General features: G+C 49.6%; 25 protein-coding genes, 2 tRNA genes and 1 other RNA gene. 18 read left to right on the forward strand and 10 right to left on the reverse strand.

All coding sequences use genetic code 11. The features are described from left to right. Positions 1-91: 91 nt before the first annotated feature. From HEM79_RS02065 to ydiK, 3 genes are all read right to left on the reverse strand, one after another. Positions 92-448 (reverse strand): YdiL family protein, encoded by a 357-nt coding sequence (locus HEM79_RS02065; RefSeq protein WP_176241131.1) that lies wholly within the window; start codon positions 446-448, stop codon positions 92-94. Positions 449-583: 135 nt separating this feature from the next. Beyond that, positions 584-691, reverse strand: an RNA gene (rprA, locus tag HEM79_RS02070) — antisense sRNA RprA. A gap of 186 nt (positions 692-877) precedes the next feature. Beyond that, on the reverse strand, positions 878-1,990 hold the full coding sequence (ydiK, locus tag HEM79_RS02075; protein WP_176241130.1) for an AI-2E family transporter YdiK: 1,113 nt from the start codon (positions 1,988-1,990) through the stop codon (positions 878-880). A 213-nt stretch (positions 1,991-2,203) separates the two neighbouring features. Here ydiK and ydiJ point away from each other — a divergent pair, with 213 nt between their 5' ends. The 10 genes from ydiJ to ldtE all read left to right on the forward strand — a co-directional run bounded on the left by ydiJ (position 2,204) and on the right by ldtE (position 13,169). Next, positions 2,204-5,260, forward strand: coding sequence for a D-2-hydroxyglutarate dehydrogenase YdiJ (gene ydiJ, locus HEM79_RS02080; protein ID WP_176241129.1), 3,057 nt, complete (start codon positions 2,204-2,206; stop codon positions 5,258-5,260). Next, positions 5,257-5,667, forward strand: coding sequence for a 1,4-dihydroxy-2-naphthoyl-CoA hydrolase (gene menI / locus HEM79_RS02085; RefSeq protein ID WP_000637977.1), 411 nt, complete (start codon positions 5,257-5,259; stop codon positions 5,665-5,667). Before ydiJ ends, menI begins: the two co-directional genes overlap by 4 nt. Positions 5,668-5,766: 99 nt before the next feature. After that, positions 5,767-5,955 carry a YdiH family protein gene (locus HEM79_RS02090; protein ID WP_001296104.1) on the forward strand — a complete coding sequence of 63 codons (189 nt, stop codon included), beginning with the start codon at positions 5,767-5,769 and terminating at the stop codon, positions 5,953-5,955. Between the two features lie 551 nt (positions 5,956-6,506). Further along, positions 6,507-6,875 (forward strand): Fe-S cluster assembly scaffold SufA, encoded by a 369-nt coding sequence (gene sufA, locus HEM79_RS02095; RefSeq protein ID WP_000367151.1) that lies wholly within the window; start codon positions 6,507-6,509, stop codon positions 6,873-6,875. Positions 6,876-6,883: 8 nt separating this feature from the next. Then, positions 6,884-8,371 carry a Fe-S cluster assembly protein SufB gene (gene sufB, locus HEM79_RS02100; protein ID WP_176241128.1) on the forward strand — a complete coding sequence of 496 codons (1,488 nt, stop codon included), beginning with the start codon at positions 6,884-6,886 and terminating at the stop codon, positions 8,369-8,371. 9 nt (positions 8,372-8,380) lie between these two features. Continuing rightward, complete coding sequence (gene sufC, locus HEM79_RS02105; RefSeq protein WP_000948879.1) at positions 8,381-9,127, forward strand: Fe-S cluster assembly ATPase SufC; 747 nt, start codon at positions 8,381-8,383, stop codon at positions 9,125-9,127. Beyond that, complete coding sequence (gene sufD / locus HEM79_RS02110) at positions 9,102-10,373, forward strand: Fe-S cluster assembly protein SufD (protein WP_176241127.1); 1,272 nt, start codon at positions 9,102-9,104, stop codon at positions 10,371-10,373. The genes sufC and sufD overlap by 26 nt, the downstream gene beginning before the upstream one ends. Then, positions 10,370-11,590: a cysteine desulfurase SufS gene (gene sufS / locus HEM79_RS02115; RefSeq protein ID WP_016158184.1), complete on the forward strand. Its 1,221-nt coding sequence runs from the start codon at positions 10,370-10,372 to the stop codon at positions 11,588-11,590. Before sufD ends, sufS begins: the two co-directional genes overlap by 4 nt. Positions 11,591-11,602: 12 nt before the next feature. Next, positions 11,603-12,019: a cysteine desulfuration protein SufE gene (gene sufE / locus HEM79_RS02120; protein ID WP_000279732.1), complete on the forward strand. Its 417-nt coding sequence runs from the start codon at positions 11,603-11,605 to the stop codon at positions 12,017-12,019. 148 nt (positions 12,020-12,167) lie between these two features. Next, a complete protein-coding gene (ldtE, locus tag HEM79_RS02125; RefSeq protein WP_176241126.1) occupies positions 12,168-13,169 on the forward strand; it encodes a L,D-transpeptidase LdtE in 1,002 nt (333 codons plus the stop codon). A 63-nt stretch (positions 13,170-13,232) separates the two neighbouring features. Here ldtE and lpp read toward each other — a convergent pair whose 3' ends face one another. The 3 genes from lpp to ynhH all read right to left on the reverse strand — a co-directional run bounded on the left by lpp (position 13,233) and on the right by ynhH (position 15,394). Next, a complete protein-coding gene (gene lpp / locus HEM79_RS02130) occupies positions 13,233-13,469 on the reverse strand; it encodes a murein lipoprotein Lpp (RefSeq protein ID WP_000648420.1) in 237 nt (78 codons plus the stop codon). 310 nt (positions 13,470-13,779) lie between these two features. Continuing rightward, positions 13,780-15,192: a pyruvate kinase PykF gene (pykF, locus tag HEM79_RS02135; RefSeq protein WP_010346010.1), complete on the reverse strand. Its 1,413-nt coding sequence runs from the start codon at positions 15,190-15,192 to the stop codon at positions 13,780-13,782. Between the two features lie 7 nt (positions 15,193-15,199). After that, on the reverse strand, positions 15,200-15,394 hold the full coding sequence (gene ynhH / locus HEM79_RS22545; protein ID WP_242664678.1) for a protein YnhH: 195 nt from the start codon (positions 15,392-15,394) through the stop codon (positions 15,200-15,202). A 354-nt stretch (positions 15,395-15,748) separates the two neighbouring features. Between ynhH and fumD the strand changes: the two genes are divergently transcribed. The 7 genes from fumD (at position 15,749) to ydhT (ending at position 22,157) form a co-directional block, all read left to right on the forward strand. After that, positions 15,749-15,958: a fumarate hydratase FumD gene (gene fumD / locus HEM79_RS02140; protein WP_000528337.1), complete on the forward strand. Its 210-nt coding sequence runs from the start codon at positions 15,749-15,751 to the stop codon at positions 15,956-15,958. Between the two features lie 456 nt (positions 15,959-16,414). Further along, a complete protein-coding gene (locus HEM79_RS02145; RefSeq protein ID WP_176241125.1) occupies positions 16,415-17,041 on the forward strand; it encodes a ferredoxin-like protein in 627 nt (208 codons plus the stop codon). 20 nt (positions 17,042-17,061) lie between these two features. Further along, the gene (locus HEM79_RS02150; protein ID WP_176241124.1) at positions 17,062-19,164 is read left to right on the forward strand and encodes an aldehyde ferredoxin oxidoreductase; all 2,103 of its coding nucleotides are present in this window, start codon (positions 17,062-17,064) and stop codon (positions 19,162-19,164) included. Between the two features lie 12 nt (positions 19,165-19,176). Beyond that, positions 19,177-19,827 carry a YdhW family putative oxidoreductase system protein gene (locus HEM79_RS02155; RefSeq protein WP_010355674.1) on the forward strand — a complete coding sequence of 217 codons (651 nt, stop codon included), beginning with the start codon at positions 19,177-19,179 and terminating at the stop codon, positions 19,825-19,827. A 63-nt stretch (positions 19,828-19,890) separates the two neighbouring features. Continuing rightward, entirely contained in the window at positions 19,891-20,559 is a 669-nt protein-coding gene (locus HEM79_RS02160; RefSeq protein WP_176241123.1) for a 4Fe-4S dicluster domain-containing protein, read from the forward strand. After that, positions 20,556-21,341, forward strand: coding sequence for a thiosulfate reductase cytochrome B subunit (phsC, locus tag HEM79_RS02165; protein WP_176241122.1), 786 nt, complete (start codon positions 20,556-20,558; stop codon positions 21,339-21,341). Before HEM79_RS02160 ends, phsC begins: the two co-directional genes overlap by 4 nt. A 3-nt stretch (positions 21,342-21,344) precedes the next feature. Next, on the forward strand, positions 21,345-22,157 hold the full coding sequence (gene ydhT / locus HEM79_RS02170) for a protein YdhT (protein WP_176241121.1): 813 nt from the start codon (positions 21,345-21,347) through the stop codon (positions 22,155-22,157). An 11-nt stretch (positions 22,158-22,168) separates the two neighbouring features. Here the strand turns inward: ydhT and HEM79_RS02175 are convergent, their stop codons facing one another. The 4 genes from HEM79_RS02175 to HEM79_RS02190 all read right to left on the reverse strand — a co-directional run bounded on the left by HEM79_RS02175 (position 22,169) and on the right by HEM79_RS02190 (position 24,472). Beyond that, entirely contained in the window at positions 22,169-23,773 is a 1,605-nt protein-coding gene (locus HEM79_RS02175; protein ID WP_176241120.1) for an FAD-NAD(P)-binding protein, read from the reverse strand. A 125-nt stretch (positions 23,774-23,898) separates the two neighbouring features. Beyond that, the gene (locus HEM79_RS02180; protein ID WP_000212641.1) at positions 23,899-24,204 is read right to left on the reverse strand and encodes a monooxygenase; all 306 of its coding nucleotides are present in this window, start codon (positions 24,202-24,204) and stop codon (positions 23,899-23,901) included. A 110-nt stretch (positions 24,205-24,314) separates the two neighbouring features. Then, positions 24,315-24,391: transfer RNA gene (locus HEM79_RS02185), tRNA-Val, on the reverse strand. Between the two features lie 4 nt (positions 24,392-24,395). Further along, positions 24,396-24,472: transfer RNA gene (locus HEM79_RS02190), tRNA-Val, on the reverse strand. Positions 24,473-24,779: 307 nt separating this feature from the next. On the opposite strand from HEM79_RS02190, the gene HEM79_RS02195 reads away from it, so the two are divergent. Further along, positions 24,780-26,036, forward strand: a complete 1,257-nt coding sequence (locus HEM79_RS02195; protein ID WP_176241119.1) for an AIDA repeat-containing protein — start codon at positions 24,780-24,782, stop codon at positions 26,034-26,036. Positions 26,037-26,055 lie beyond the last annotated feature (19 nt).

Here is a 26,055-nt window from a genome sequence, read left to right on the forward strand (position 1 = left end):
CTTAGCAACTTTGCTTTAAAAAATGTGGCGATATTGCGTCAATATTCGGTCATTATTCTTGTAATAATGGCTATTGATTCCCGTTAAAATATCAACAAAGACGCTCAAGGTTGTGCGCATATAACTCAGCGGCTACTGATTGATAAATCTTCCAGTCAATAAAATCGCCGTCAGGGTAGACACGTTGAAACGCGCTTAAGTCAGGGAAGAAGCGCATGGTGTTATTGCCGATGCGGTTATTTATTTTCTCTATGATGGCGTGGAGATGTTTTTTTCTTTGCTGACGCATAGCCAACAATTTTTCAACGACGCTATCAGGAATGGCGCTTTTGCCATTTTCCCACTGCCGCCAGCTTTCGCTGTCACCTGTCTGGGCAATCCAGGTCGCGCATTCATCAACAGTCATGGCAAAAATATGGCGTAGTGCCTGGAGTTCATAAGCGTTCATAGGTAATGGCTGCATCAAAAAATAGAATAAAATATAAATAACATTATCAGCCTGCTAACGGCTTGAAGAGAGTCACAGTATCTTGTGCAACATTATTGGAAAGAATGAATGGCGAGATAAGGAAACGGAAAAATGTTAAAAAAAAGCCCATCGTGGGAGATGGGCAAAGACTACACACAGCAATTCGTTGTTTCACTCAGGGGATTTCCATGCTTATAAATCAATATGTTGATTTATAACCGTGAGCTAATAGTAGGCATACGGACTTTTTGCGTCGATCAGATTCGTCTCATTAGTTTAAAAACTGTAAAGAATTTGCGACAGGTACTACCAGCTGAATGGAGGGAAGCAGGGAAATACGAGGTTGAGAAATGAAATATCAATTAGCGATGGTTAACAATCAGGCGGCAGAGCCGCCTGATGAGAGAGTTACTTATTCGGCTTTTCAATTTCGCCCAGTTCTTCGAGAATTTCTTCCGGCTGGTCAGTCGGTGGCGGGACTTCTTCCACCCACGCGGCAAACAGACGCCAGGAAACGGCTAACAGAACCGGACCAATAAACAGACCGATCATCCCGAAGGCAATCAAACCACCGATAACCCCGGAGAGGATCAGGATCAGCGGTAAATCGGCACCCATGCGAATTAACATCGGGCGAATCACGTTATCCAGTGTGCCAACCACACCACTCCACACCAGCAATACCGTGCCCCAGGTGGTATCACCGGTCCAGTAGAGCCAGATAATCGCCGGAATCAACACCGGTAGCGGGCCAAGCTGGACAAGGCAGGAGAGGATCATTAACACCGTCAGCAGCGTTGCGTAAGGTACGCCGGATACCGCCAGACCGATACCGCCAAGAACCGCCTGCACCAACGCCGTTACCACCACGCCCAGCGCCACCGCACGGATAGCTTGCGCAGCCAGCAGGACTGCGGCATCTCCGCGAGCGCCTGCCAGACGAGTGGCAAAATGGCGAATGCCTTGCGCTACCTGTTCACCGCGCCAGTACAGCAGGGCGCTGAAGAGAAGCATCAGCGCACAATGCACCATAAAGCGCCCGATATGCGCCGCCTGCCCAACAAACCAGGTGGTGGTGGTGCCAATATAAGGACGGACTTTCGCCATGATCGCCGTCCCCCCCATATCCAGCAAGTTGTGCCAGCCTGCATACAGCTTCGCGCCAATCACCGGAATGGTATTAAGCCACGCCAGATCGGGTAACGTCATGTCACCGCTGGAAATGGCTTTAATCAACGGCCCACTGCCATCGACGATACTGTTAACCAACAAGGCAATAGGGATGATAAACACCATCACTAATAACAGCGTCATCACCAGAACGGCGAGCGAACGGCGACCAAACATGATCTTTTGCAAGCGTAACAATACCGGCCAGGTAGCGATAACCACAGTACCGGCCCACGCAAAGCCGAGAACGAAGGGTTGAACAATCCACAGACATGCCACAATCATGATGGCTAAAAACAGCACCGAAAGCAGAATTTGTGCGACATCCCTGGGCTGACGAACATTTACCATAACTACTTTTCACCTTTTTTGTGCGTCAAATCGTCGACGCGACGTGAACACGCGAAACTCACCTGCATAATGATGAGCAATTTCAGCGGTTTTTAACAGGCCGATTCTGCCCTTAATTCTGATGGGCGTGTAAGAAAAAAATGTGGTACAACAATTCAGGCAACACGCAAACGATTAATCTCTCATCACAGACCGCAGGAAAGGGTCAATATAATGATTCCACAGATTTCCCAGGCACCCGGCGTCGTTCAACTGGTGCTTAATTTTTTGCAAGAGCTGGAGCAACAGGGTTTTACCGGCGATACGGCGACAAGTTATGCCGATCGTCTGACAATGTCGACCGACAACAGTATTTACCAACTTCTCCCCGATGCAGTGGTATTTCCACGTTCGACCGCAGATGTGGCATTAATCGCCCGTCTGGCTGCGCAGGAACGCTATTCATCGCTGATCTTCACCCCGCGCGGTGGCGGTACTGGCACAAACGGTCAGGCGCTCAACCAGGGGATTATTGTTGATATGTCCCGCCATATGAACCGCATCATCGAAATTAACCCTGAAGAGGGCTGGGTGCGCGTTGAAGCGGGGGTAATTAAAGATCAGCTTAACCAGTACCTGAAACCGTTCGGTTACTTTTTTGCGCCGGAACTTTCAACCAGCAACCGGGCAACGCTCGGCGGGATGATCAATACCGATGCTTCCGGTCAGGGCTCGCTGGTCTATGGCAAAACGTCAGATCACGTGCTCGGCGTGCGGGCGGTGTTGTTGGGGGGCGATATTCTCGATACGCAACCTTTACCTGTCGAACTGGCGGAAACGCTGGGTAAAACCAATACCGCTATCGGGCGTATCTATAAAACGGTTTATCAACGCTGCCGTCAGCAACGCCAGTTAATTATTGACAAATTCCCCAAACTTAATCGCTTTCTTACCGGTTACGATCTGCGTCATGTCTTTAACGATGAGATGACTGAGTTCGATTTGACGCGCATTCTGACGGGTTCAGAAGGGACGCTGGCCTTTATTACCGAAGCGCGACTGGATATTACTCGCTTGCCGAAAGTGCGCCGTCTGGTGAACGTCAAATATGACTCTTTTGACTCCGCGCTGCGTAACGCGCCGTTTATGGTTGAGGCTCGGGCGCTTTCGGTAGAGACGGTGGACTCAAAAGTGCTGAATCTGGCGCGGGAAGATATTGTCTGGCATTCCGTCAGCGAGTTGATTACTGACGTGCCAGACAAAGAGATGCTCGGGCTGAACATTGTGGAATTTGCTGGTGATGATGAGGCGCTGATTGACGAGCGGGTAAATGCACTCTGTGCGCGCCTGGACGAACTTATCGCCAGCCAGCAAGCAGGTGTGATCGGCTGGCAGGTGTGCCGCGAACTGGCGGGTGTTGAACGTATCTATGCGATGCGTAAAAAAGCCGTAGGCCTGCTTGGCAATGCAAAAGGCGCCGCCAAGCCAATTCCGTTTGCCGAAGATACCTGCGTACCGCCGGAACATCTGGCGGATTATATAGCCGAATTTCGCGCGCTGCTCGACAGCCACGGCTTAAGCTACGGTATGTTCGGTCACGTCGATGCGGGTGTTTTGCACGTTCGTCCGGCGCTGGATATGTGCGATCCGCAACAAGAGATTTTGATGAAGCAAATCTCTGATGACGTGGTGGCGTTGACTGCGAAATACGGTGGATTGTTGTGGGGCGAGCACGGTAAAGGTTTTCGCGCCGAATACAGCCCGGCGTTTTTCGGTGAGGAACTTTTCGCAGAACTGCGCAAAGTTAAAGCGGCATTTGACCCGCATAATCGGCTAAACCCTGGGAAAATTTGTCCGCCAGAAGGTCTCGATGCACCGATGATGAAAGTGGACGCGGTGAAGCGCGGTACATTTGACCGGCAGATCCCCATCGCGGTACGTCAGCAATGGCGCGGGGCAATGGAATGTAACGGCAACGGTTTATGCTTCAACTTTGATGCCCGCAGCCCCATGTGTCCGTCGATGAAGATCACCCAGAACCGGATTCATTCACCGAAAGGGCGCGCAACACTGGTGCGTGAATGGCTACGTTTGCTGGCTGACCGTGGCGTTGATCCTCTAAAACTGGAACAAGAACTGCCGGAATCGCGAGCCAGTTTGCGGACGTTAATTTCCCGCACGCGCAATAGCTGGCACGCAAATAAAGGCGAATATGACTTCTCCCACGAAGTGAAAGAGGCGATGTCAGGCTGTCTGGCCTGTAAAGCCTGTTCGACCCAGTGCCCCATCAAAATTGACGTGCCGGAGTTCCGCTCTCGTTTCCTGCAACTCTATCACACCCGTTATTTACGCCCGCTGCGCGACCATCTTGTGGCGACGGTCGAAAGTTATGCGCCGCTGATGGCGCGAGCGCCGAAGACGTTTAACTTCTTCATTAACCAGTCGCTGGTGCGCAAACTGTCGAAAAAACATATCGGCATGGTTGATTTGCCGCTGTTGTCAGTTCCCTCGCTGCAACAACAAATGGTGGGGCATCGTTCGGCAAACATGACGCTGGAACAGCTTGAAGCTCTCAATGTTGAGCAGAAAGCGCGCACGGTGTTGGTGGTGCAAGACCCTTTCACCAGCTATTACGATGCGCAAGTGGTGGCAGATTTTGTCCGTCTGGTCGAAAAATTAGGTTTCCAGCCTGTGTTACTGCCATTCTCGCCGAATGGTAAAGCCCAGCACATCAAAGGATTCCTCAATCGTTTTGCGAAGACGGCGAAAAAGACGGCGGATTTCCTCAACCGTATGGCGAAGCTGGGAATGCCAATGGTGGGTGTCGATCCAGCTCTGGTTCTTTGTTATCGCGACGAATACAAACTCACTCTCGGCAAGGAACGCGGCGAGTTTAACGTTCTGCTGGCGAATGAATGGCTGGCAAGCGCACTTGAGTCACAGCCAGTGGCTGCGGTCAGCGGTGAACCGTGGTATTTCTTTGGTCATTGTACCGAAGTCACCGCCTTGCCGGGGGCGCCAGCACAGTGGGCCGCGATATTTGCCCGTTTTGGCGCGAAGCTGGAAAATGTCAGTGTGGGTTGCTGCGGTATGGCGGGGACTTACGGACATGAAGCGAAAAATCATAAAAACTCGCTCGGGATCTATGAGTTATCCTGGCATCAGGCGATGCAGCGTCTGCCGCGAAATCGCTGTCTGGCGACCGGATATTCCTGCCGTAGTCAGGTAAAACGGGTTGAAGGCACGGGGGTACGCCATCCTGTGCAGGCATTACTGGAGATTATTAAATGATATGGAAACGTAAAATCACACTCGAGGCGCTGAACGCCATGGGTGACGGAAACATGGTGGGGTTGCTGGATATTCGTTTTGAACATATTGGTGATGACACCCTGGAAGCGACAATGCCGGTAGATTCGCGGACAAAGCAACCTTTCGGGCTGCTGCATGGCGGGGCGTCCGTGGTGCTGGCCGAAAGTATTGGTTCCGTTGCCGGTTATTTATGTACCGAGGGCGAGCAAAAAGTCGTTGGTCTGGAAATCAATGCTAACCATGTTCGCTCGGCACGAGAAGGGCGAGTTCGCGGCGTTTGTAAGCCGCTGCATCTTGGTTCACGTCATCAGGTCTGGCAGATTGAAATCTTCGATGAGAAAGAGCGATTGTGCTGTTCATCACGATTGACGACCGCCATTTTGTGACGTTGTCACCAGAAAAGTGTGACGCATATTGCCTTTGGTTATTATCTGCACAGTAATCGGTGGTATACTGTGCAGGTCTTGTCTAAAAGCGAGGATGCTATGTCTACTCAACTTGATCCCACCCAACTGGCCATTGAATTTTTACGCCGTGACCAGAGCAATCTTTCACCTGCCCAATACCTCAAACGTCTGAAACAACTAGAACTTGAATTCGCTGATCTGCTTACTCTCTCTTCTGCTGAATTAAAAGAAGAAATCTACTTTGCCTGGCGTTTGGGCGTGCATTGATCTGGCTGAACGCAGTTAGTGTGCCCCATCGACCTGGATTAACTCCAGTCCAGGTCTGACGACTTTCTTCTGACTTCTCCCATTTTTACCCGCTTGATCTTGTTTAAAAAGAATACAAATCGCAGGTTGTGTTAAAACGCCGGCTTAGCTTTATGAGATTATTCTTATCGCCCCTTCAAGAGCTAAGCCACTGTGAGTGCCGGAGATAAGCGCCGGATGGGGTAGAAACCCTTAAGTCTGTGTTGAACAGACTTAAGGGTTTTCTTATTTCTGAACGAGCCACTTTTTTACCTATCTCTTAAATAGTCATTTTCAATACAACTTTTTCTTTTCCATCACAGTCTTAAATGTCCTCCGGTAATAATCATTAACTAACAATGAGATACCTAATTCTTAGCGTGCCTGTTAAGCCGCACATCAGGGTCTATGCTTATTAAATGCAGGCAAAAAGCATGTTTTACGGTAAAGCCCCTGCGTTTGCTGGGTTGAACTGATAATCATTATCACTAACATGCTGTTATACGCTGAAAGCGATGAAGTGAGGTAAATCGATGGACATGCATTCAGGAACCTTTAACCCAGAGGATTTTACCTGGCAAGGCTTAACGCTAACCCCCGCAGCGGCGGTACACATCCGTGAGCTGGTGGCGAAGCAACCAGGCATGGTTGGTGTGCGCTTAGGTGTGAAGCAAACGGGCTGCGCGGGCTTTGGCTATGTACTCGACAGTGTTAGCGAGCCGGACAAAGACGATCTGCTGTTTGAACACGACGGCGCGAAGCTGTTCGTCCCCCTACAAGCAATGCCGTTTATTGATGGCACGGAAGTTGATTTCGTTCGCGAAGGACTCAATCAGATATTTAAATTTCACAACCCGAAAGCCCAGAATGAATGTGGCTGTGGCGAAAGCTTTGGGGTATAGGCGGTACTATGTCTCGTAATACTGAAGCAACTGACGATGTCAAAACCTGGACCGGCGGCCCGCTGAATTATAAAGAAGGATTCTTCACCCAATTAGCGACTGATGAACTGGCTAAGGGCATAAACGAAGAGGTGGTGCGCGCAATCTCGGCGAAGCGTAATGAGCCGGATTGGATGCTGGAGTTTCGTCTCAACGCCTATCGCGCATGGCTGGAGATGGAAGAACCGCACTGGCTGAAGGCGCACTACGACAAGCTGAATTATCAGGATTATAGCTATTACTCCGCGCCTTCATGTGGTAACTGCGATGACACCTGTATTTCTGAACCGGGCGCGGTGCAACAAACCGGCGCAAACGCCTTTTTAAGTAAAGAGGTTGAAGCGGCATTTGAGCAGTTGGGCGTACCGGTGCGGGAAGGCAAAGAGGTGGCGGTGGATGCCATTTTCGATTCTGTTTCGGTTGCCACCACTTATCGCGAAAAACTGGCGGAGCAGGGGATCATTTTCTGTTCCTTTGGCGAGGCGATTCACGATCACCCGGAACTGGTGCGTAAATATCTCGGCACCGTGGTGCCGGGGAATGACAACTTTTTTGCCGCGCTCAATGCGGCGGTGGCTTCCGACGGTACGTTTATTTATGTACCTAAAGGAGTACGCTGCCCGATGGAGCTTTCCACCTATTTCCGCATTAACGCAGAAAAAACCGGGCAGTTTGAGCGCACCATTCTGGTAGCCGACGAAGACAGCTACGTCAGCTACATTGAAGGCTGCTCCGCACCAGTGCGTGATAGCTACCAGCTACACGCGGCGGTGGTGGAAGTCATCATCCATAAAAACGCCGAGGTGAAATATTCCACGGTGCAAAACTGGTTCCCTGGCGATAACAACACTGGCGGTATTCTCAACTTCGTCACCAAGCGTGCTCTGTGCGAAGGCGAAAACAGCAAAATGTCGTGGACACAATCGGAAACCGGTTCAGCCATTACTTGGAAATACCCAAGCTGTATTTTGCGCGGCGATAACTCCATCGGCGAGTTCTACTCGGTGGCGCTGACCAGCGGTCATCAGCAGGCTGATACCGGCACCAAGATGATCCACATCGGTAAGAACACCAAATCGACCATTATCTCGAAAGGGATCTCTGCCGGACACAGCCAGAACAGCTATCGCGGCCTGGTGAAAATCATGCCGACGGCAACCAATGCGCGCAACTTCACTCAGTGCGACTCAATGCTGATTGGCGCTAATTGCGGGGCGCATACCTTCCCGTATGTCGAATGTCGCAATAACAGCGCACAACTGGAGCACGAGGCAACGACATCGCGTATTGGTGAAGATCAGCTGTTTTACTGCCTGCAACGCGGGATCAGCGAAGAAGACGCCATCTCGATGATTGTTAACGGTTTCTGCAAAGACGTGTTCTCGGAACTGCCGCTGGAATTTGCCGTTGAAGCACAAAAACTCCTCGCCATCAGTCTTGAACACAGCGTCGGATAAGGAATAAACATGTTAAGTATTAAAGATTTACACGTCAGCGTGGAAGATAAAGCTATCCTGCGCGGATTAAGCCTCGACGTTCGTCCTGGTGAAGTTCACGCCATTATGGGACCCAATGGTTCGGGCAAAAGTACCTTATCGGCAACGCTTGCCGGGCGCGAAGATTATGAAGTGACGGGCGGCACGGTGGAGTTTAAGGGCAAAGATTTGCTAGAGCTGTCACCGGAAGATCGTGCGGGCGAAGGCATCTTTATGGCTTTCCAGTATCCGGTGGAAATCCCAGGCGTCAGTAACCAGTTTTTCCTGCAAACGGCGCTCAATGCGGTGCGTAGTTATCGCGGTCAGGAAACGCTCGACCGCTTCGATTTTCAGGATTTGATGGAAGAGAAAATCGCCCTGTTGAAGATGCCGGAAGATTTATTAACCCGTTCGGTTAACGTTGGTTTTTCCGGTGGCGAGAAAAAGCGCAACGATATTTTGCAAATGGCAGTGCTGGAACCGGAGTTATGCATTCTTGATGAGTCGGACTCCGGGCTGGATATCGACGCATTAAAAGTGGTTGCCGATGGCGTGAACTCGCTGCGTGATGGCAAGCGTTCATTCATCATCGTGACGCACTACCAACGCATTCTTGACTACATCAAGCCTGATTACGTCCACGTGCTGTATCAGGGGCGAATTGTGAAATCCGGCGATTTCACGTTGGTCAAACAACTGGAGGAGCAGGGTTATGGCTGGCTTAGTGAACAGCAGTAACGTGCTGCAACAGTGGCATCACTTGTTTGAGGCTGAAGGGGCAAAACGCTCCCCGCAAGCGCAGCAGCATTTACAACAATTGCTGCGTACCGGTCTGCCGACGCGTAAACATGAGCACTGGAAATATACGCCGCTGGAAGGGCTGACCAATAGCCAGTTTGTCAGCATTGCAGGGGAGATATCTCAAGAGCAGCGTGATGCTTTAGCCTTAACGTTAGACGCCGTGCGACTGGTGTTTGTTGATGGACGTTACGTGCCAGCACTTAGCGATGCAACTGAAGGCAGCGGATATGACGTGAGCATAAACGACGAACGCCAGGGGCTGCCCGATGCAATTCAGCCAGAAGTGTTTCTGCATCTGACGGAAAGCCTGGCGCAAAGCGTTACGCATATTGCTGTGAAGCGCGGTCAACGGCCTGCAAAGCCATTGCTGTTAATGCATATTACCCAGGGCGTGGCAGGTGAAGAGGTGAACACAGCCCATTACCGCCATCATCTGGATCTGGCGGAAGGCGCGGAAGCGACAGTGATTGAACATTTTGTCAGCCTTAATGATGCCCGCCATTTTACAGGCGCGCGCTTTACTATCAACGTCGCAGCGAACGCCCACTTGCAGCATATCAAGCTGGCGTTTGAAAACCCGGTCAGCCACCACTTTGCCCATAACGATTTGCTGCTGGCAGACGATGCCACCGCATCTAGCCACAGTTTTCTGCTTGGTGGCGCCGTGTTACGGCACAACACCAGTACGCAACTTAATGGCGAAAACAGTACGCTGCGGATTAATAGCCTGGCGATGCCGGTGAAAAATGAAGTGTGCGATACCCGCACCTGGCTGGAACACAATAAAGGTTTTTGTAACAGCCGCCAGTTGCACAAAACTATCGTCAGCGACAAAGGGCGCGCGGTATTTAATGGTTTGATTAACGTCGCGCAGTATGCCATCAAGACTGACGGTCAGATGACCAATAATAATCTGCTGATGGGCAAGCTGGCGGAAGTGGATACCAAACCGCAACTGGAAATTTATGCCGATGATGTGAAATGCAGTCACGGCGCAACGGTCGGGCGTATTGATGATGAGCAAATGTTCTATCTGCGTTCTCGCGGGATCAATCAGCAGGATGCCCAGCAGATGATCATCTATGCCTTTGCCGCCGAACTGACGGAAGCCTTACGCGATGATGGTCTTAAACAGCAGGTGCTGGCTCGAATCGGCCAACGGCTGCCGGGAGGTGCAAGATGACTTTTTCCGTTGAGAAGGTGCGTGCCGATTTTCCGGTGCTCTCGCGTGAGGTGAACGGTTTGCCGCTGGCTTATCTCGACAGCGCCGCCAGTGCGCAGAAACCGAGCCAGGTGATTGACGCCGAGGCTGAGTTTTATCGTCACGGCTACGCGGCGGTGCATCGCGGTATTCATACGTTAAGCGCCCAGGCGACCGAGAAAATGGAGAACGTGCGTAAGCGTGCATCGCTGTTTATCAATGCCCGTTCGGCGGAAGAGCTGGTGTTCGTCCGTGGCACTACGGAAGGGATCAATCTGGTCGCCAATAGCTGGGGCAACAGCAACGTGCGGGCGGGAGATAACATCATCATCAGTCAGATGGAACACCACGCTAACATTGTTCCCTGGCAGATGCTTTGCGCGCGCGTTGGCGCAGAGCTGCGGGTGATCCCGCTTAACCCGGACGGCACGCTGCAACTGGAGACGCTGCCTAATCTGTTTGATGAAAAAACCCGCCTGCTGGCGATTACTCACGTGTCTAATGTGCTGGGGACGGAAAATCCGCTGCCGGAAATGATCACACTTGCGCACCAGCATGGCGCAAAAGTGCTGGTGGATGGCGCTCAGGCAGTGATGCATCATCCGGTGGATGTGCAGGCGCTGGATTGCGACTTCTACGTTTTTTCCGGGCATAAACTGTATGGCCCCACCGGCATTGGCATTCTTTATGTTAAAGAAGCCTTGTTGCAGGAGATGCCGCCGTGGGAAGGGGGCGGATCTATGATTGCCACCGTCAGCCTTAGCGAAGGGACTACCTGGACCAAAGCGCCGTGGCGGTTTGAGGCCGGCACGCCCAATACGGGGGGGATTATTGGTCTTGGTGCGGCGCTGGAGTATGTGTCAGCTCTGGGGCTTAACAACATTGCTGAGTACGAACAGAATCTGATGCATTACGCGCTGTCACAACTGACAGCAGTGCCGGATCTTACTCTGTATGGACCACCGGACAGACTTGGCGTTATCGCCTTTAATCTCGGTAAACATCATGCCTATGATGTTGGCAGTTTTCTTGATAACTACGGTATCGCTGTGCGTACCGGCCATCACTGCGCGATGCCGTTGATGGCGTTTTATAACGTTCCGGCTATGTGTCGGGCGTCGTTGGCTATGTATAACACCCATGAAGAAGTGGATCGTCTGGTGACAGGATTGCAACGCATTCATCGTCTGCTGGGATAACAGGGAGGCTCTATGGCTGTATTGCCGGATAAAGAAAAATTGCTGCGTAATTTTTTACGCTGTGCCAACTGGGAAGAGAAATATCTCTACATTATTGAATTGGGTCAGCGTCTGCCGGAATTACGCGATGAAGACAGAAACCCGCAAAATAGTATTCAGGGCTGTCAAAGTCAGGTATGGATTGTCATGCGCCAGAATGCGCAGGGAATTATTGAATTGCAGGGCGACAGCGATGCCGCCATTGTGAAAGGGCTTATTGCGGTTGTTTTTATTCTCTACGACCAGATGACGCCGCAGGATATTGTTAATTTTGACGTGCGCCCGTGGTTTGAAAAAATGGCACTTGCTCAGCATCTCACCCCATCTCGTTCACAAGGTCTGGAAGCGATGATTCGTGCAATCCGCGCCAAAGCCGCTGCACTTAGCTAAACTAAAGGAACAGCTTTCATCCGGATGACTCACATTGCCGGATGGTCGATGTTTATTCTGACCAGCACAGGAGTGTTTCGGCTTCAGGTAAGCAAAAGCGCCATCCGACGTCTTAGCGTGAGTCTCCGGCAAATACAGGAGGTTTACAATGAAACGCGCGTCTCTGCTTACACTGACTCTTATCGGCGCTTTTAGCGCCATACACGCTGCCTGGGCGGTAGATTACCCGCTCCCACCAACCGAAAGCCGACTGGTTGGGCAAAATCAAACGTATACGGTGCAAGAGGGGGATAAAAACCTTCAGGCCATCGCCCGACGTTTTGATACTGCGGCAATGTTGATTCTGGAAGCCAATAACACCATCGCCCCGGTGCCAAAACCAGGTACGACGATAACCATTCCTTCACAACTGTTATTACCTGATGCGCCGCGTCAGGGGATCATCGTTAACCTTGCCGAGCTGCGTCTTTATTATTATCCGCCAGGAGAAAATATCGTGCAGGTCTATCCGATAGGCATTGGCTTGCAGGGACTGGAAACGCCAGTGATGGATACGCGGGTTGGGCAGAAAATCCCTAACCCTACCTGGACACCGACCGCTGGTATTCGGCAGCGTTCGCTGGAGCGTGGCATAAAATTACCACCAGTCGTTCCAGCAGGGCCTAATAACCCACTAGGACGCTACGCAATGCGCCTGGCGCACGGCAATGGCGAATATCTCATTCATGGCACCAGTGCGCCGGACAGCGTCGGTTTGCGCGTCAGTTCGGGCTGTATTCGTATGAACGCACCGGATATTAAAGCTTTGTTCTCCAGCGTGCGGACGGGGACGCCAGTGAAAGTGATCAATGAGCCGGTGAAATACTCTGTAGAACCGAACGGAATGCGTTATGTGGAAGTGCATCGACCACTATCGGCAGAGGAACAGCAGAACGTTCAGACGATGCCGTATAAACTGCCCATTGGTTTTACGCAATTCAAAGATAATCAGGCTGTTGATCAGAAGCTGGTGGATAAAGCCTTATATCGTCGGGCGGGATATCCGGTCGCGGTAGGCAATGGAACGACACATGCCAGCAACGCGCCCGCAGTTGAGTCAGCTCAAAATGGCGAACCTGAGCAGGGCAATATGTTACGCGCGACGCAATAACAGTAATTAGCAGGCAAAAAAAATGGCGCACAATGTGCGCCATTTTTCACTTCACAGGTACTATTACTTGCGGTATTTAGTAGCCATGTTGTCCAGACGCTGGTTAGCACGAGCTGCGTCATCTTTAGCAGCCTGAACGTCGGAACGCATTGCGTTCACGTCGTTGCTCAGCTGGTCAACTTTAGCGTTCAGAGTCTGAACGTCAGAAGACAGCTGATCGATTTTAGCGTTGCTGGAGCAACCTGCCAGCAGAGTAGAACCCAGGATTACCGCGCCCAGTACCAGTTTAGTAGCTTTCATTATTAATACCCTCTAGATTGAGTTAATCTCCATGTAGCGTTACAAGTATTACACAAAGTTTTTTATGTTGAGAATATTTTTTTGATGGGAAGGCACTTATTTTTGATCGTTCGCTCAAAGAAACATCGAACGCTGGGTTTTAGATAAAAAAATTGAGAGAAAACAGGATGCTTCCATCGGATTCATCTTAGATAAAGTGAGATTATATAGTGAAATCCGATTTGATTTTTTATTGCTTCTGGTTATCGATTAAATAAAAAAAGCGCCCATCAGGGCGCTTGGATATACAAATTAATTCACAAAAGCAATATTACAGGACGTGAACAGATGCGGTGTTGGTAGTGCCGCTCGGTACAAGTGCACCGGAAACCATTACTACTACGTCACCTTTGTGCGCCAGACCGCTCTGCAGAGCCAGTTCTTTACCCAGACGGTAGAAATCATCAGTAGAAGTGATCTCTTTGACCAGCTGCGGCACAACGCCTTTGCTCAGTACCAGCTGATGTGCAGTTTTTTCGTTCGTGGTCAGTGCCAGGATGGTTGCATCCGGGAAGTATTTACGCACTGCACGAGCAGATTTACCGCCCTGGGTTGCTACGACGATCAGCGGAGCATCCAGTTTTTCAGCAGTTTCAACCGCACCACGGCACACAGCTTCGGTAATGCGCAGTTTACGGTTGTCATTGTTGAACTCGAGACGGCTGTTCATCACGCGGTCGGTACGTTCGCAAATGGTTGCCATGATAGAAACCGCTTCCAGCGGGTATTTACCTTTTGCGGATTCACCAGACAACATTACTGCGTCAGTACCGTCGAGGATGGCGTTCGCGACGTCACCGGCTTCTGCGCGGGTCGGGCGTGGGTTTTTGATCATGGAATCCAGCATTTGGGTCGCAGTGATAACGACTTTACGTGCGCGGATACATTTTTCGATCATCATCTTCTGGGCGAAGATAACTTCTTCAACCGGGATTTCTACACCCAGGTCGCCACGAGCAACCATGATGCCGTCAGAGGCTTCGAGGATTTCGTCGAAGTTGTTGAGGCCTTCCTGGTTTTCGATTTTGGAGATGATTTGGATGTTTTCGCCGCCGTGCGCTTTCAGGTGTTCACGGATTTCGATAACGTCAGAACGCTTACGGATAAAGGAAGCAGCAACAAAGTCTACGCCTTGTTCGCAACCAAAGATGAGATCCTGTTTGTCTTTTTCAGCCAGTGCCGGCAGGGCAATAGAAACGCCAGGCAGGTTCACACCTTTGTTTTCGCCCAGATCACCGTTGTTCAGTACCTTACAGATAACTTTGTTACCTTCAATGGCGGTAACTTCCATACCGATCAGACCATCGTCAACCAGTACGGTGTTGCCGACGGACAGGTCAGAAGTGAAACCTTCATAAGTTACCGCAACCATTTCGCTGTTGCCGATAACAGATTTGTCAGTGGTGAAAGTAAAGGTCTGGCCTGCTTTCAGAGAAACGTCATTGCCGCCTTCCAGTTTCATGGTGCGGATTTCCGGACCTTTGGTATCGAGCAGGATAGCGGCAGTTTTGCCGGTTTTGCTCATCACGTTGCGCAGATTCTGAATGCGCTGACCGTGTTCTGCATAGTCACCATGAGAGAAGTTCAGACGCATGACGTTCATGCCCGCGTCCAGCATTTTAGCTAACATCTCTTCAGATTCGGTTTTTGGTCCGATGGTGCAAACAATTTTGGTCTTTTTCATGACAGTCTTAGTCTTTAAGTTGAGAAGGATAGGAGAAACTTGCTTTCTGGGCGCACTGCCGGAAAGCGAATCCGGTATTACGAAAGTGATGGTGCCTCGCTCTAAGGATAGGTGACATCGAAAAAGCGTGCAGAGGAATGTGTGCTTGTGTCTCAGCCCAACGTGAGTGCCTGTTTTTGAGTCGTTGAGTTCTACAGTCCAAAGTGCTGAAACCATTCAAGAGTCAATTGGCGCGCATTATACGCTGAAATTAATCCAAAAGGAAAACAAAAACAGCGTTTCAAAAAATATACAAGTCGGCAGACAATAAATTGTTATCAAAGATTTAACGTTACGGGGAAAAGATTACGCAAAAATTTCGTTGTTTGCGCAACGTTACGAGGTAAGGTCGCCAGCCTGGGGAGGAGTGAATGTTCATCAGGTGTGTAAATACACCATCGCTCAATCGCTACAGTCAAAATAGTTTATAGCGTTATTTATATGATTTTGTTTGATTTTTGTTTAATTGTTTAGATTGATATATGCTGATAGTTGGCATGATAAATAGGTACAAAGAATGGGAAATCGGACAAAAGATGACGAACTGTACCGCGAGATGTGCAGGGTAGTCGGTAAAGTTGTGCTGGAAATGCGCGATTTGGGGCAGGAACCAAAACATATTGTCATCGCTGGCGTATTACGCACGGCTTTAGCCAATAAACGTATTCAACGCAGCGAACTGGAAAAACAGGCGATGGAAACCGTCATTAACGCGCTGGTAAAATGACCATTCAGGATGAAGTGCAACACTTCATCCTGATATGTTTATTTCAATCGCAGCCACAGCTAATTTTCATAAATAGCAACTGATGAAATTATATGAGTTTCGATATGTATTAAAGTGCATAACGGGAATGTTATTTTTATTTTCTGGAATGAATATCACAAATAATTGTCACTTAAATGAAATTAATTCCAGATGATAATAAATATCAGTTCACTTTTAATTTCTCACTTTGTGAATTTAATTGATAATGATCAATGTTAAGCCCTCAGAATAATCACATTATTTTTTCTCCTAACCATAAAGGATTAGTTTATTGGCGTTAATTCTTTTCTCATGCACTATCAGGTTAGGGAAAATATCTGGTGTTGGGGACAGAGTCAGCAGCGTATTAGTTGAATGCTTAATATCAGGCTGTTGAATTGTCAGCACTGTGTTTGCGAAGAGGATGCGAAATAAATGAACCCGGTTGATCGTCCACTATTAGATATTGGCTTAACGCGATTAGAATTCTTGCGTATATCAGGAAAGGGTCTTGCTGGTTTAACGATAGCCCCTGCGTTACTGTCACTTTTGGGTTGCAAACAGGAAGATATTGATAGCGGTACGGTAGGGTTGATAAATACGCCCAAAGGCGTGCTGGTTACCCAGCGAGCGCGATGCACAGGCTGCCATCGCTGTGAAATCTCTTGTACTAACTTCAATGATGGCTCAGTGGGCACTTTTTTCTCCCGCATCAAAATCCATCGCAATTATTTCTTTGGCGACAAAGGGATAGGATCAGGCGGTGGTCTGTATGGCGATCTGAACTATACCGCTGACACCTGTCGTCAATGCAAAGATCCGCAATGCATGAACGTTTGCCCGATTGGCGCGATTGCCTGGCAGCAGGAAGAAGGCTGTATTGTCGTCGATCATAAACGTTGTATTGGTTGTAGCGCCTGTACCACTGCATGTCCGTGGATGATGGCTACCGTAAATACCGAAAGTAAAAAATCCTCGAAATGTGTGTTATGTGGTGAATGTGCAAACGCCTGCCCAACAGGGGCGTTAAAAATTATCGAGTGGAAAGATATTACTGTGTGAATCTTGCAAAGGAAAAAATCATGGCTAACGGTTGGACAGGTAATATATTAAGAGTTAATCTCACGACAGGAAATATTACCCTCGAAGATTCCAGTAAGTTTAAAAATTTTGTTGGTGGCATGGGATTCGGCTACAAAATTATGTATGACGAAGTACCGCCAGGCACTAAACCTTTCGATGAAGCAAATAAATTAGTCTTTGCTACCGGGCCATTAACTGGCTCTGGTGCTCCCTGTAGTTCTCGCGTAAATATCACTTCGCTTTCCACCTTTACCAAAGGGAATTTAGTTGTTGATGCCCATATGGGTGGCTTTTTTGCCGCGCAAATGAAATTCGCTGGATACGACGTTATTATTATCGAAGGGAAAGCGAAATCACCGGTTTGGCTGAATATTAAAGATGACAAAGTTACCCTCGAAAAAGCAGATTTCCTATGGGGTAAAGGGACGCGAGCCACGACGGAAGAAATTTGTCGTTTGACCAGCCCGGAAACCTGTGTGGCAGCTATTGGTCAGGCAGGTGAAAACCTTGTGCCGCTCTCTGGCATGTTGAATAGCCGTAATCACAGCGGCGGCGCGGGAACTGGCGCAATAATGGGTTCGAAAAACCTCAAAGCGATTGCAGTTGAAGGGACTAAAGGGGTCAACATTGCCGATCGTCAGGAGATGAAACGTCTCAATGACTACATGATGACCGAACTTATCGGTGCGAATAACAACCATGTGGTGCCAAGTACGCCGCAATCGTGGGCGGAGTACTCCGATCCCAAGTCTCGCTGGACGGCGCGTAAAGGTCTGTTCTGGGGAGCGGCGGAAGGTGGCCCGATTGAAACGGGCGAGATCCCGCCAGGCAATCAAAATACCGTGGGTTTTCGCACCTATAAATCCGTTTTTGACTTAGGTCCGGCAGCAGAGAAATACACGGTAAAAATGAGCGGCTGCCACTCTTGCCCGATTCGTTGTATGACCCAGATGAACATTCCTCGGGTCAAAGAGTTCGGCGTGCCCAGCACCGGCGGTAATACTTGTGTAGCAAACTTTGTCCATACCACCATCTTCCCGAACGGGCCGAAAGATTTTGAAGATAAAGACGATGGTCGTGTTATTGGTAATCTGGTTGGTCTGAATCTGTTTGATGACTATGGCCTGTGGTGTAACTACGGACAGCTACATCGAGATTTTACGTATTGCTACAGCAAAGGCGTGTTCAAACGCGTTCTGCCTGCTGATGAGTATGCAGAAATTCGCTGGGATCAGCTGGAAGCGGGCGACGTTAACTTCATTAAAGATTTTTACTACCGTCTGGCGCATCGCGTGGGTGAGTTGAGCCACCTGGCTGATGGCTCATATGCCATTGCGGAACGCTGGAATTTGGGCGAAGAGTATTGGGGCTACGCGAAAAATAAACTCTGGTCGCCGTTTGGCTATCCGGTTCATCATGCTAATGAAGCCTCGGCGCAAGTTGGTTCCATTGTTAACTGCATGTTCAACCGCGATTGCATGACGCACACCCACATTAACTTTATTGGCTCCGGTCTGCCGTTGAAATTGCAGCGTGAAGTGGCGAAAGAGCTTTTTGGCTCTGAAGATGCTTACGACGAAACCAAAAACTACACGCCGATCAATGACGCAAAAATTAAATATGCCAAATGGTCGCTGTTGCGGGTCTGTTTGCATAACGCTGTCACCCTGTGCAACTGGGTCTGGCCAATGACCGTTTCGCCGCTGAAGAGCCGTAATTACCGTGGTGACCTTGCTTTAGAAGCCAAATTCTTCAAAGCGATCACCGGTGAAGAGATGACCCAGGAAAAATTAGATTTAGCCGCTGAACGTATATTTACACTGCATCGCGCTTACACGGTAAAACTGATGCAAACCAAAGATATGCGTAACGAGCACGATCTTATTTGCTCCTGGGTATTCGACAAGGATCCGCAGATCCCGGTCTTTACTGAAGGAACTGACAAAATGGATCGCGACGATATGTACGCGTCTCTCACTATGTTCTACAAGGAAATGGGCTGGGATCCACAGCTCGGTTGCCCGACACGTGAAACGTTGCAACGTCTGGGGCTGGAAGATATTGCCACCGATCTGGCTGCACACAATCTGCTGCCTGCGTAAGGAATGGGTGAGATGAACCATCAGGATGAGTTGCCGCTATCCGGAGTCAGCGACGTTGACGAGGCGAAGCGTCAATGGTTGCAGGGTATGCGTCACACCGGAGATACGGTCAGTGAAGACGTCGCAGAACCAGAACCGACAGAAGTTCTGGCAGAGTTTATCCGTCAGCATTCGGCTGCGGGTCAACTGGTGGCGCGTGCCGTGTTTCTCTCGCCGCCATATTCGGTTGCTGAAGAGGATCTGTCTTTTTTGCTGGAAGGCATAAAACAGAACGGAGACTACGCGGATATCGCCTGTATCACGGGAACTCACGATGATTACTATTACTCAACGCAGGCCATGAGCGAAAACTACGCGGCGATGTCTTTGCAAGTTGTGGAGCAGGACATTTGTCGCGCCATTGCTCACGTCGTTCGCTTTGAGTGCCAGACGTACCCGCGACCCTACAAAGTCGCCATGCTGAGGCAAGCGCCATATTACTTCCAGGAAGCGCAGATTGAAGCCGCGATCGCCGCGATGGATGTTGCCCCTGAATATGCCGATATACGCCAGGTGGAGTCATCGACGGCGGTGCTGTACCTGTTTAGCGAGCGGTATATGAGCTATGGCAAGGCTTATGGTTTATGCGAATGGTTTGAGGTTGAGCAGTTTCAGAATCCCTGAAATTTCAGGGAAATGTCATGGACAGGGTGGACAGTTGCAGCCACTGCATTAGGGGATAATCAGATGTCCTTCACTCGACGCAAATTTGTTCTGGGGATGGGAACAGTAATCTTTTTTACTGGCTCTGCGTCTTCTCTGTTAGCGAACACCAGGCAAGAAAAGGAAGTTCGGTATGCCATGATTCACGATGAGTCACGGTGCAATGGTTGTAATATTTGCGCCCGAGCATGTCGCAAGACCAATCACGTTCCTGCCCAGGGAAGCCGTTTATCGATAGCACACATTCCAGTTACCGATAACGACAACGAAACGCTGTATCACTTTTTTCGCCAGTCATGCCAGCACTGCGAAGATGCTCCTTGCATTGACGTTTGCCCAACAGGGGCGTCGTGGCGTGATGAGCAGGGGATCGTGCGGGTAGAAAAATCGCAGTGCATCGGCTGCAGTTATTGCATTGGCGCTTGTCCGTACCAGGTTCGTTACCTTAACCCTGTGACTAAAGTAGCGGATAAATGTGATTTCTGCGCCGAGTCCCGGCTGGCAAAAGGGTTTCCGCCCATTTGCGTCAGCGCCTGCCCGGAACACGCATTGATCTTTGGCCGCGAAGATAGCCCAGAAATTCAGGCGTGGTTACAGAAAAATAAATACTATCAATATCAGCTGCCTGGTGCCGGGAAACCGCATTTGTATCGCCGGTTCGGTCAACATTTGATTAAGAAGGAAAATGTATGAACCCGTCGCAAAATGCTGAACAGTTTCAGAGCCAGTTGGCGAACTATGTACCACAGTTCACCCCTGAATTTTGGCCGGTGTGGCTGGTCATTGCCGGGCTATTGCTGGTTGGAATGTGGTTAGTCCTGGGGCTGCACGCTTTGCTTCGTGCTCGTGGTGTGAAGAAATCAGCCACCGATCATGGCGAGAAGGTTTATCTTTACAGCAAGGCGGTCAGATTATGGCACTGGTCGAACGCATTACTCTTCGTATTGTTGCTGGCAAGTGGGCTAATTAATCACTTTGCGCTGGTGGGCGCAGCTGCGGTCAAAAGTCTGGTTGCTGTGCATGAAGTTTGTGGATTCTTGTTACTGGTATGCTGGCTTGGCTTTGTTCTGATTAATGCCGTTGGGGGTAATGGTCACCACTATCGCATTCGTCGTCAAGGGTGGCAGGGGCGAGCGGCGAAACAAACGCGATTTTATCTGTCTGGCATTATGCAGGGGGAAGCGCATCCTTTTCCGGCGACAATGCAGTCTAAATTTAATCCCTTACAGCAGGTAGCCTATGTCGGGGTGATGTATGGATTACTGCCGTTGTTACTGGTGACGGGGCTGCTGTGTCTCTATCCGCAAGTCGTGGGAAATGTGTTTCCTGGCGTAAGATACTGGTTATTACAGGCGCATTTTGCTCTGGCATTTATTAGCCTCTTTTTCATCTTCGGTCATCTCTATCTTTGCACTACGGGGCGTACTCCGCACGAAACCTTTAAATGTATGATCGATGGCTATCACCGACATTAACGTATGATCATTACGCGAGAGAACCTGCGAGAGTGGCGTGTAGGAGCGGTAATGTACCGCTGGTTTTTGCGCCATTTTCCGCAGGACGGCAGCTATGCCGATGTTCACCATGCGCTGATCGACGAAGGGTATACGGACTGGGCAGATAGTCTGGTTGAGTATGCATGGAACAAATGGCTGACAGACGAAAACTTTGCCCGCCAGGAAGTTTCCTCTATGCAAAAGCAGGTCACAGAACCGGTGGAACCAACATTTTGCCGCCAGCTCTCCAGTGCCGAGGATAACGCACGCGTCGGGTGTTGCGACGATAACGCCAGAATAGTTACAGCAGGTTATGCGGCGCAAATTGCCAGCACGGGCTACAGCGTACGGATGGCTAGTGTGGGTTTTAACAGCCATATTGGCAGCTCAGGCGAGCGTGCCCGCGTGGCAGTGGCGGGTAACTCGACTCGAATCAGCAGTGCCGGAGAGGGTAGCCGTATTGCGAATGCCGGGATGCGAGTACGCGTCTGTACTCCCGGTGAAAGATGTCATGTTGCCAGTAATGGCGATCTGGTACAAATTGCCAGCTTTGGCGCAAACGCGAAAATTGCTAACAGTGGTGATAATGTTCACATTATTGCCAGCGGTGCTAACTCAACAGTAGTCAGTACGGGCGTGGTTGACTCGATTGTCCTCGGGCCTGGTGGCAGCGCCGCACTGGCATATCATGACGGCGAAAGAGTGCGCTTCGCCGTCGCCATTGAAGGTGAAAACAATATCCGTGCCGGAGTCCGCTATCGTCTCAATGAACAGTATCAGTTTGTTGAGTGCTGATAGCTTTATCTTTAATCAACCGAAAGACGCCGACGTGCACGGGATGCAGGTTTTACGATGGCCTGCGCCATAGCCTCGCCAATGTCTGCACAAGCCGTAAGTCCCTGGACGAAAGGCCGGTTGTGCATCAGCCAGGGTAAAGCACCGAACGCCACGCGACCACGAACTTCTTCAGGTTGCTGTAGCGTATAATCTTCACCAACATCAGGGATTTCCTCGCCTGTTTTCTGCAATTGTTCGCGTAGCCCAGGGAAAGGAATATCTTTCACTTTGAGTGGACGTTGACCTCGGGCATCAATAAAAACATCAAACGAGTAGCTGTTATCCGCTGTTTTCAGAATTGTGCGCGTTTCGTTGTTTTCCATCTCGTAGTCCTCACCGAGGGCGAGAATATGAATGATCCCCGCTTCGCGTAAGGCCAGTAATCGTCTTATAGATTCTGAAGGGATTGCCGCATAATTATCGATAAAGACTCTGGCAAGACCTTTACTGAATCGCTTATGGTCGTGTTCATTCAGATGCGGCACAATTTCCTGTACAGCTTCATGCAAACGCAGAATGACATAACGCCAGGGGACGGTATGTTTTTGCCGTTTATTTTGCTCGACTTCGGCTAAGTTTTCTTCCGCCCAGCCAAAAGGGTCATGCTGTTTACGCTCGGCAAACCAGGTTTGCGCAAAGGTATCGACATTGAGGCGCTCTAACGCTATGCGTTGGCTCCAGTCTGGATCGGCAGAATTAATTTCTTGCTGTATCAATTTGAATACCCGATCCAACAGGCCTTCCGCACCTTTTTCTATTTCTGTATTTAAGGCCTGTTCTGTGACGATGCGTAACGGTTCGTAGGGGATGGGGCAATAGAAATCGGCTTCCGGTAAAATGCCCGTGCGCGACATCAACGTAATGTGCAGATTTTCACTGTTGCTATCGCGTTGAAAGCTAACTCGTTGTTTATCTTCTTCAATAAACGAACCATGCTGAATAGCCACTGCCATTGCCGCATCCAGTCCGCTCAAGGATGTTCCCATAATGCCCACGTTACAGGCATCGACCTTTGCTTCCATCAGACCCGACCACGGGCTGGGAAAATACGTTCGGGTTGCTTCTTCTTCATCAGGCCAGACGTGACCGGTGGCTATTACCGCTAAATCAAACGTCTCTGTGGGTAAATCCTGATTTGTAGCGAGCATGACGCCAGCGTCTGTAATTTGCAGATCGGTAACCTGGCATGATTCATAAATAGCCACTTCAAATTTTTGCTGTCGCGCCTGATCTACTAATCGTAAAAATCGATCGCGGAAATATTCTCCCAACAGAATTCGCGGTAAAAACTGACGGTCGTGCAAGGTTTCCTTTTTAACGCCGTAACGTTGAAGATGGCTGGCATCTTGTTTTTGTAACCATTCCAGATAAGTACAATAAATCGGTGGTATTTCAATGCTGGCAATATTTGCCAGCATTAATTTAGAGTTTTCTTCGTCGTTGTACGGCATCCCGACACCGGCCTCGTCAGCCTGTTCGAAGATGGAAATAGAAAGCGGCGTTGGTTGCTGTAAAAGCGAGAAGAGAGTGTAGATCCCTGTTGGCCCGGCACCCACAATGGCAATTTTTTTCATTATTACTTACCTGTATGCATTCTTTTGAATTTAGTGTTATCAGATAAGTTTGGTTGAGATTTTTAGAATTTGGAAAATTTCAGACAGGGATGAAAAGGGCGCCAACCGCCCTTCATGAAGACTTGTCAGGCGAGTTTGGCCTGATTGATTTTACTTAATGGTTCATTGACATCGAAAACTTTGGCGATAACTTCTGCAACGCCAAGGTTCTTCAAACGGGCAGTATGTTTATCCAGATAGGCAAGGGCACTTTTTTCATCAGTAAAAAGATAGATGCCACCAGCTTCGCGGTTCTTTTCACTTTCTGTCCACACTTTCCACAGAAAACCAGGTTCCTGATTAATCGACTCGGCAAGCGGTTTAAGCTGTTCGGCCATTTCATCGCCAAAGGGGCCATTAAATGCAAAGTGAATCTGTAACAAAGTCGCCATAGCGATTCTCCTTCTGATAACACATACAAAACAGTATAAATTTTTTAATGTGTTGGATACAGAGAAGAAACAAGGGAATACAAGGAGAGAGGAGACCAGACTAAAAAATCTGGTGCGTCCGAGTGGACTCGAACCACCGACCCCCACCATGTCAAGGTGGTGCTCTAACCAACTGAGCTACGGACGCAGGATGGTGCGTTCAATTGGACTCGAACCAACGACCCCCACCATGTCAAGGTGGTGCTCTAACCAACTGAGCTATGAACGCAACGTTGTAGGTGACAACGGGGACGAATATTAGCGGCAGAGTGGGAAGGTGGCAAGAGGCAAAGCGTAATTTTCTGCGGTATTTCGACCGTTTGCAGAGCTTTTAAGCAAATTGGCTATATTTTGTTGATTTGCAAGGGTGATTTTTGGTCAGAGTCATTTTCACATCTGACACAACCCACTATCTCGCGCATCAGGATATAAACCGAGTCGTTTGCCAGCAAATCAATTCTATCGTGGATAAATCCTCCGTAGCCTTTACACTTAGGTAGCGATAAGGGCACACAGATGCAGCAAAGGAATAAATCATGGGATCTGATGCAAAAAACTTGATGAGCGACGGGAAAGTGCAAATTGTTAAGACCGGCGAGGTCATTAGCGCGACTCAACTCACTGACGGTGAGTTGCTCGTTGAGACAGGCGGAAGAGCTGAAAACACCGTAGTGACAGATGCGGGCTGGCTGAAAGTGGAAACTGGTGGGATCGTCAGAGGCACACAATATGGCAACAATGGCACGTTATCAGTCGGTGACGGTGCAATTGCCACAGACATCGTTCAGTCCGACGGTGGAGCAATTAGCCTCTCAACGCTCGCTACTGTTAATGGCCGCCATCCCGAAGGTGAATTTAGCGTTGATCAGGGCTACGCCTGCGGTTTGTTACTGGAGAATGGCGGTAATCTGCGCGTACTGGAAGGCCATCGGGCAGAAAAAATTATTCTCGATCAGGCCGGTGGTTTATTGGTCAACGGGACGACTTCATCTGCAATAGTGGATGATGGCGGTGAATTGCTGGTTTACCCTGGTGGAGAAGCTTTCAACAGCGCAATTAACCAGGGCGGAGTCTTTATGCTGGCGGGGAAAGCCTGCGATACGACGCTTGCGGGCGGAGCCATGAATAACATAGGCGGAGAAGATATTCATACCCTTGTTGAGAACGCAGCCGTTTATCGCCTTGGGACAGACGGTCTACAGCTCTATAGCTCCGGTAAGACGAAGGATTTGGCGGTTAATGCCGGAGGCCGTGCTGAAGTTTATGCCGGTACGCTGGAAAATGCACTGCTGAAAGGTGGCACGATGATTGTCATGTCTCCCACCAGCGCGGACGATAAATTTGTCGTGGAAGAGGATTGTGCGCCAGTTGAACTGATGGGGAGCGTTGCCGTACAAGAAGGTAGCTCTTTGATTATTGGTTACGGTGCTGATTTACAACAGTCAACGGTTACGGTACAGCCGGGAGGCGTGATGATCCTCGATGGCAGTACGGTAAAAGGTGACAATGTCACTTTTCGCGTTGGTGAATTAAACCTTGATGGCGGAAAAGTTTGGCTGATCACGGCAGCAGCCACACATGTGCAACTGAAAGTGAAACGACTGCGCGGAGAGGGAACGATTTGCCTGCAAACCAGCGCGAAAGAAATTTCGCCTGACTTCATCAGTGTGAAAGGGGAAGTTAGTGGCAATATTCTCGTTGAGATAACGGATGCCAGTCGGCAACCAATTTGCAGTGTGCTTAAACTGCAACCTGACGAAGACAGGATTGGCGCAACGCTCCAGCCCGAATAAAAACTAAGGCGCAATCTGT

Source organism: Escherichia sp. 93.0816 (assembly GCF_013368855.2).
In the GTDB taxonomy this organism is placed as follows: domain Bacteria; phylum Pseudomonadota; class Gammaproteobacteria; order Enterobacterales; family Enterobacteriaceae; genus Escherichia; species Escherichia ruysiae.

What these genes read in the sequence shown, in the direction of transcription:
- HEM79_RS02145 (WP_176241125.1), top strand. Translation starts at nt 16,415, where the DNA reads ATGAACCCGGTTGATCGTCCACTATTAGATATTGGCTTAACGCGATTA.
- sufC (WP_000948879.1), top strand. Translation starts at nt 8,381, where the DNA reads ATGTTAAGTATTAAAGATTTACACGTCAGCGTGGAAGATAAAGCTATC.
- fumD (WP_000528337.1), top strand. Translation starts at nt 15,749, where the DNA reads ATGGGAAATCGGACAAAAGATGACGAACTGTACCGCGAGATGTGCAGG.
- HEM79_RS02160 (WP_176241123.1), top strand. Translation starts at nt 19,891, where the DNA reads ATGTCCTTCACTCGACGCAAATTTGTTCTGGGGATGGGAACAGTAATC.
- ydhT (WP_176241121.1), top strand. Translation starts at nt 21,345, where the DNA reads ATGATCATTACGCGAGAGAACCTGCGAGAGTGGCGTGTAGGAGCGGTA.
- sufA (WP_000367151.1), top strand. Translation starts at nt 6,507, where the DNA reads ATGGACATGCATTCAGGAACCTTTAACCCAGAGGATTTTACCTGGCAA.
- phsC (WP_176241122.1), top strand. Translation starts at nt 20,556, where the DNA reads ATGAACCCGTCGCAAAATGCTGAACAGTTTCAGAGCCAGTTGGCGAAC.
- lpp (WP_000648420.1), bottom strand. Translation starts at nt 13,469, where the DNA reads ATGAAAGCTACTAAACTGGTACTGGGCGCGGTAATCCTGGGTTCTACT.
- HEM79_RS02180 (WP_000212641.1), bottom strand. Translation starts at nt 24,204, where the DNA reads ATGGCGACTTTGTTACAGATTCACTTTGCATTTAATGGCCCCTTTGGC.
- HEM79_RS02090 (WP_001296104.1), top strand. Translation starts at nt 5,767, where the DNA reads ATGTCTACTCAACTTGATCCCACCCAACTGGCCATTGAATTTTTACGC.
- ldtE (WP_176241126.1), top strand. Translation starts at nt 12,168, where the DNA reads ATGAAACGCGCGTCTCTGCTTACACTGACTCTTATCGGCGCTTTTAGC.
- ydiK (WP_176241130.1), bottom strand. Translation starts at nt 1,990, where the DNA reads ATGGTAAATGTTCGTCAGCCCAGGGATGTCGCACAAATTCTGCTTTCG.
- HEM79_RS02195 (WP_176241119.1), top strand. Translation starts at nt 24,780, where the DNA reads ATGGGATCTGATGCAAAAAACTTGATGAGCGACGGGAAAGTGCAAATT.
- HEM79_RS02175 (WP_176241120.1), bottom strand. Translation starts at nt 23,773, where the DNA reads ATGAAAAAAATTGCCATTGTGGGTGCCGGGCCAACAGGGATCTACACT.
- sufB (WP_176241128.1), top strand. Translation starts at nt 6,884, where the DNA reads ATGTCTCGTAATACTGAAGCAACTGACGATGTCAAAACCTGGACCGGC.
- sufS (WP_016158184.1), top strand. Translation starts at nt 10,370, where the DNA reads ATGACTTTTTCCGTTGAGAAGGTGCGTGCCGATTTTCCGGTGCTCTCG.
- HEM79_RS02065 (WP_176241131.1), bottom strand. Translation starts at nt 448, where the DNA reads ATGAACGCTTATGAACTCCAGGCACTACGCCATATTTTTGCCATGACT.
- ydiJ (WP_176241129.1), top strand. Translation starts at nt 2,204, where the DNA reads ATGATTCCACAGATTTCCCAGGCACCCGGCGTCGTTCAACTGGTGCTT.
- HEM79_RS02150 (WP_176241124.1), top strand. Translation starts at nt 17,062, where the DNA reads ATGGCTAACGGTTGGACAGGTAATATATTAAGAGTTAATCTCACGACA.
- pykF (WP_010346010.1), bottom strand. Translation starts at nt 15,192, where the DNA reads ATGAAAAAGACCAAAATTGTTTGCACCATCGGACCAAAAACCGAATCT.
- sufE (WP_000279732.1), top strand. Translation starts at nt 11,603, where the DNA reads ATGGCTGTATTGCCGGATAAAGAAAAATTGCTGCGTAATTTTTTACGC.
- sufD (WP_176241127.1), top strand. Translation starts at nt 9,102, where the DNA reads ATGGCTGGCTTAGTGAACAGCAGTAACGTGCTGCAACAGTGGCATCAC.
- HEM79_RS02155 (WP_010355674.1), top strand. Translation starts at nt 19,177, where the DNA reads ATGAACCATCAGGATGAGTTGCCGCTATCCGGAGTCAGCGACGTTGAC.
- menI (WP_000637977.1), top strand. Translation starts at nt 5,257, where the DNA reads ATGATATGGAAACGTAAAATCACACTCGAGGCGCTGAACGCCATGGGT.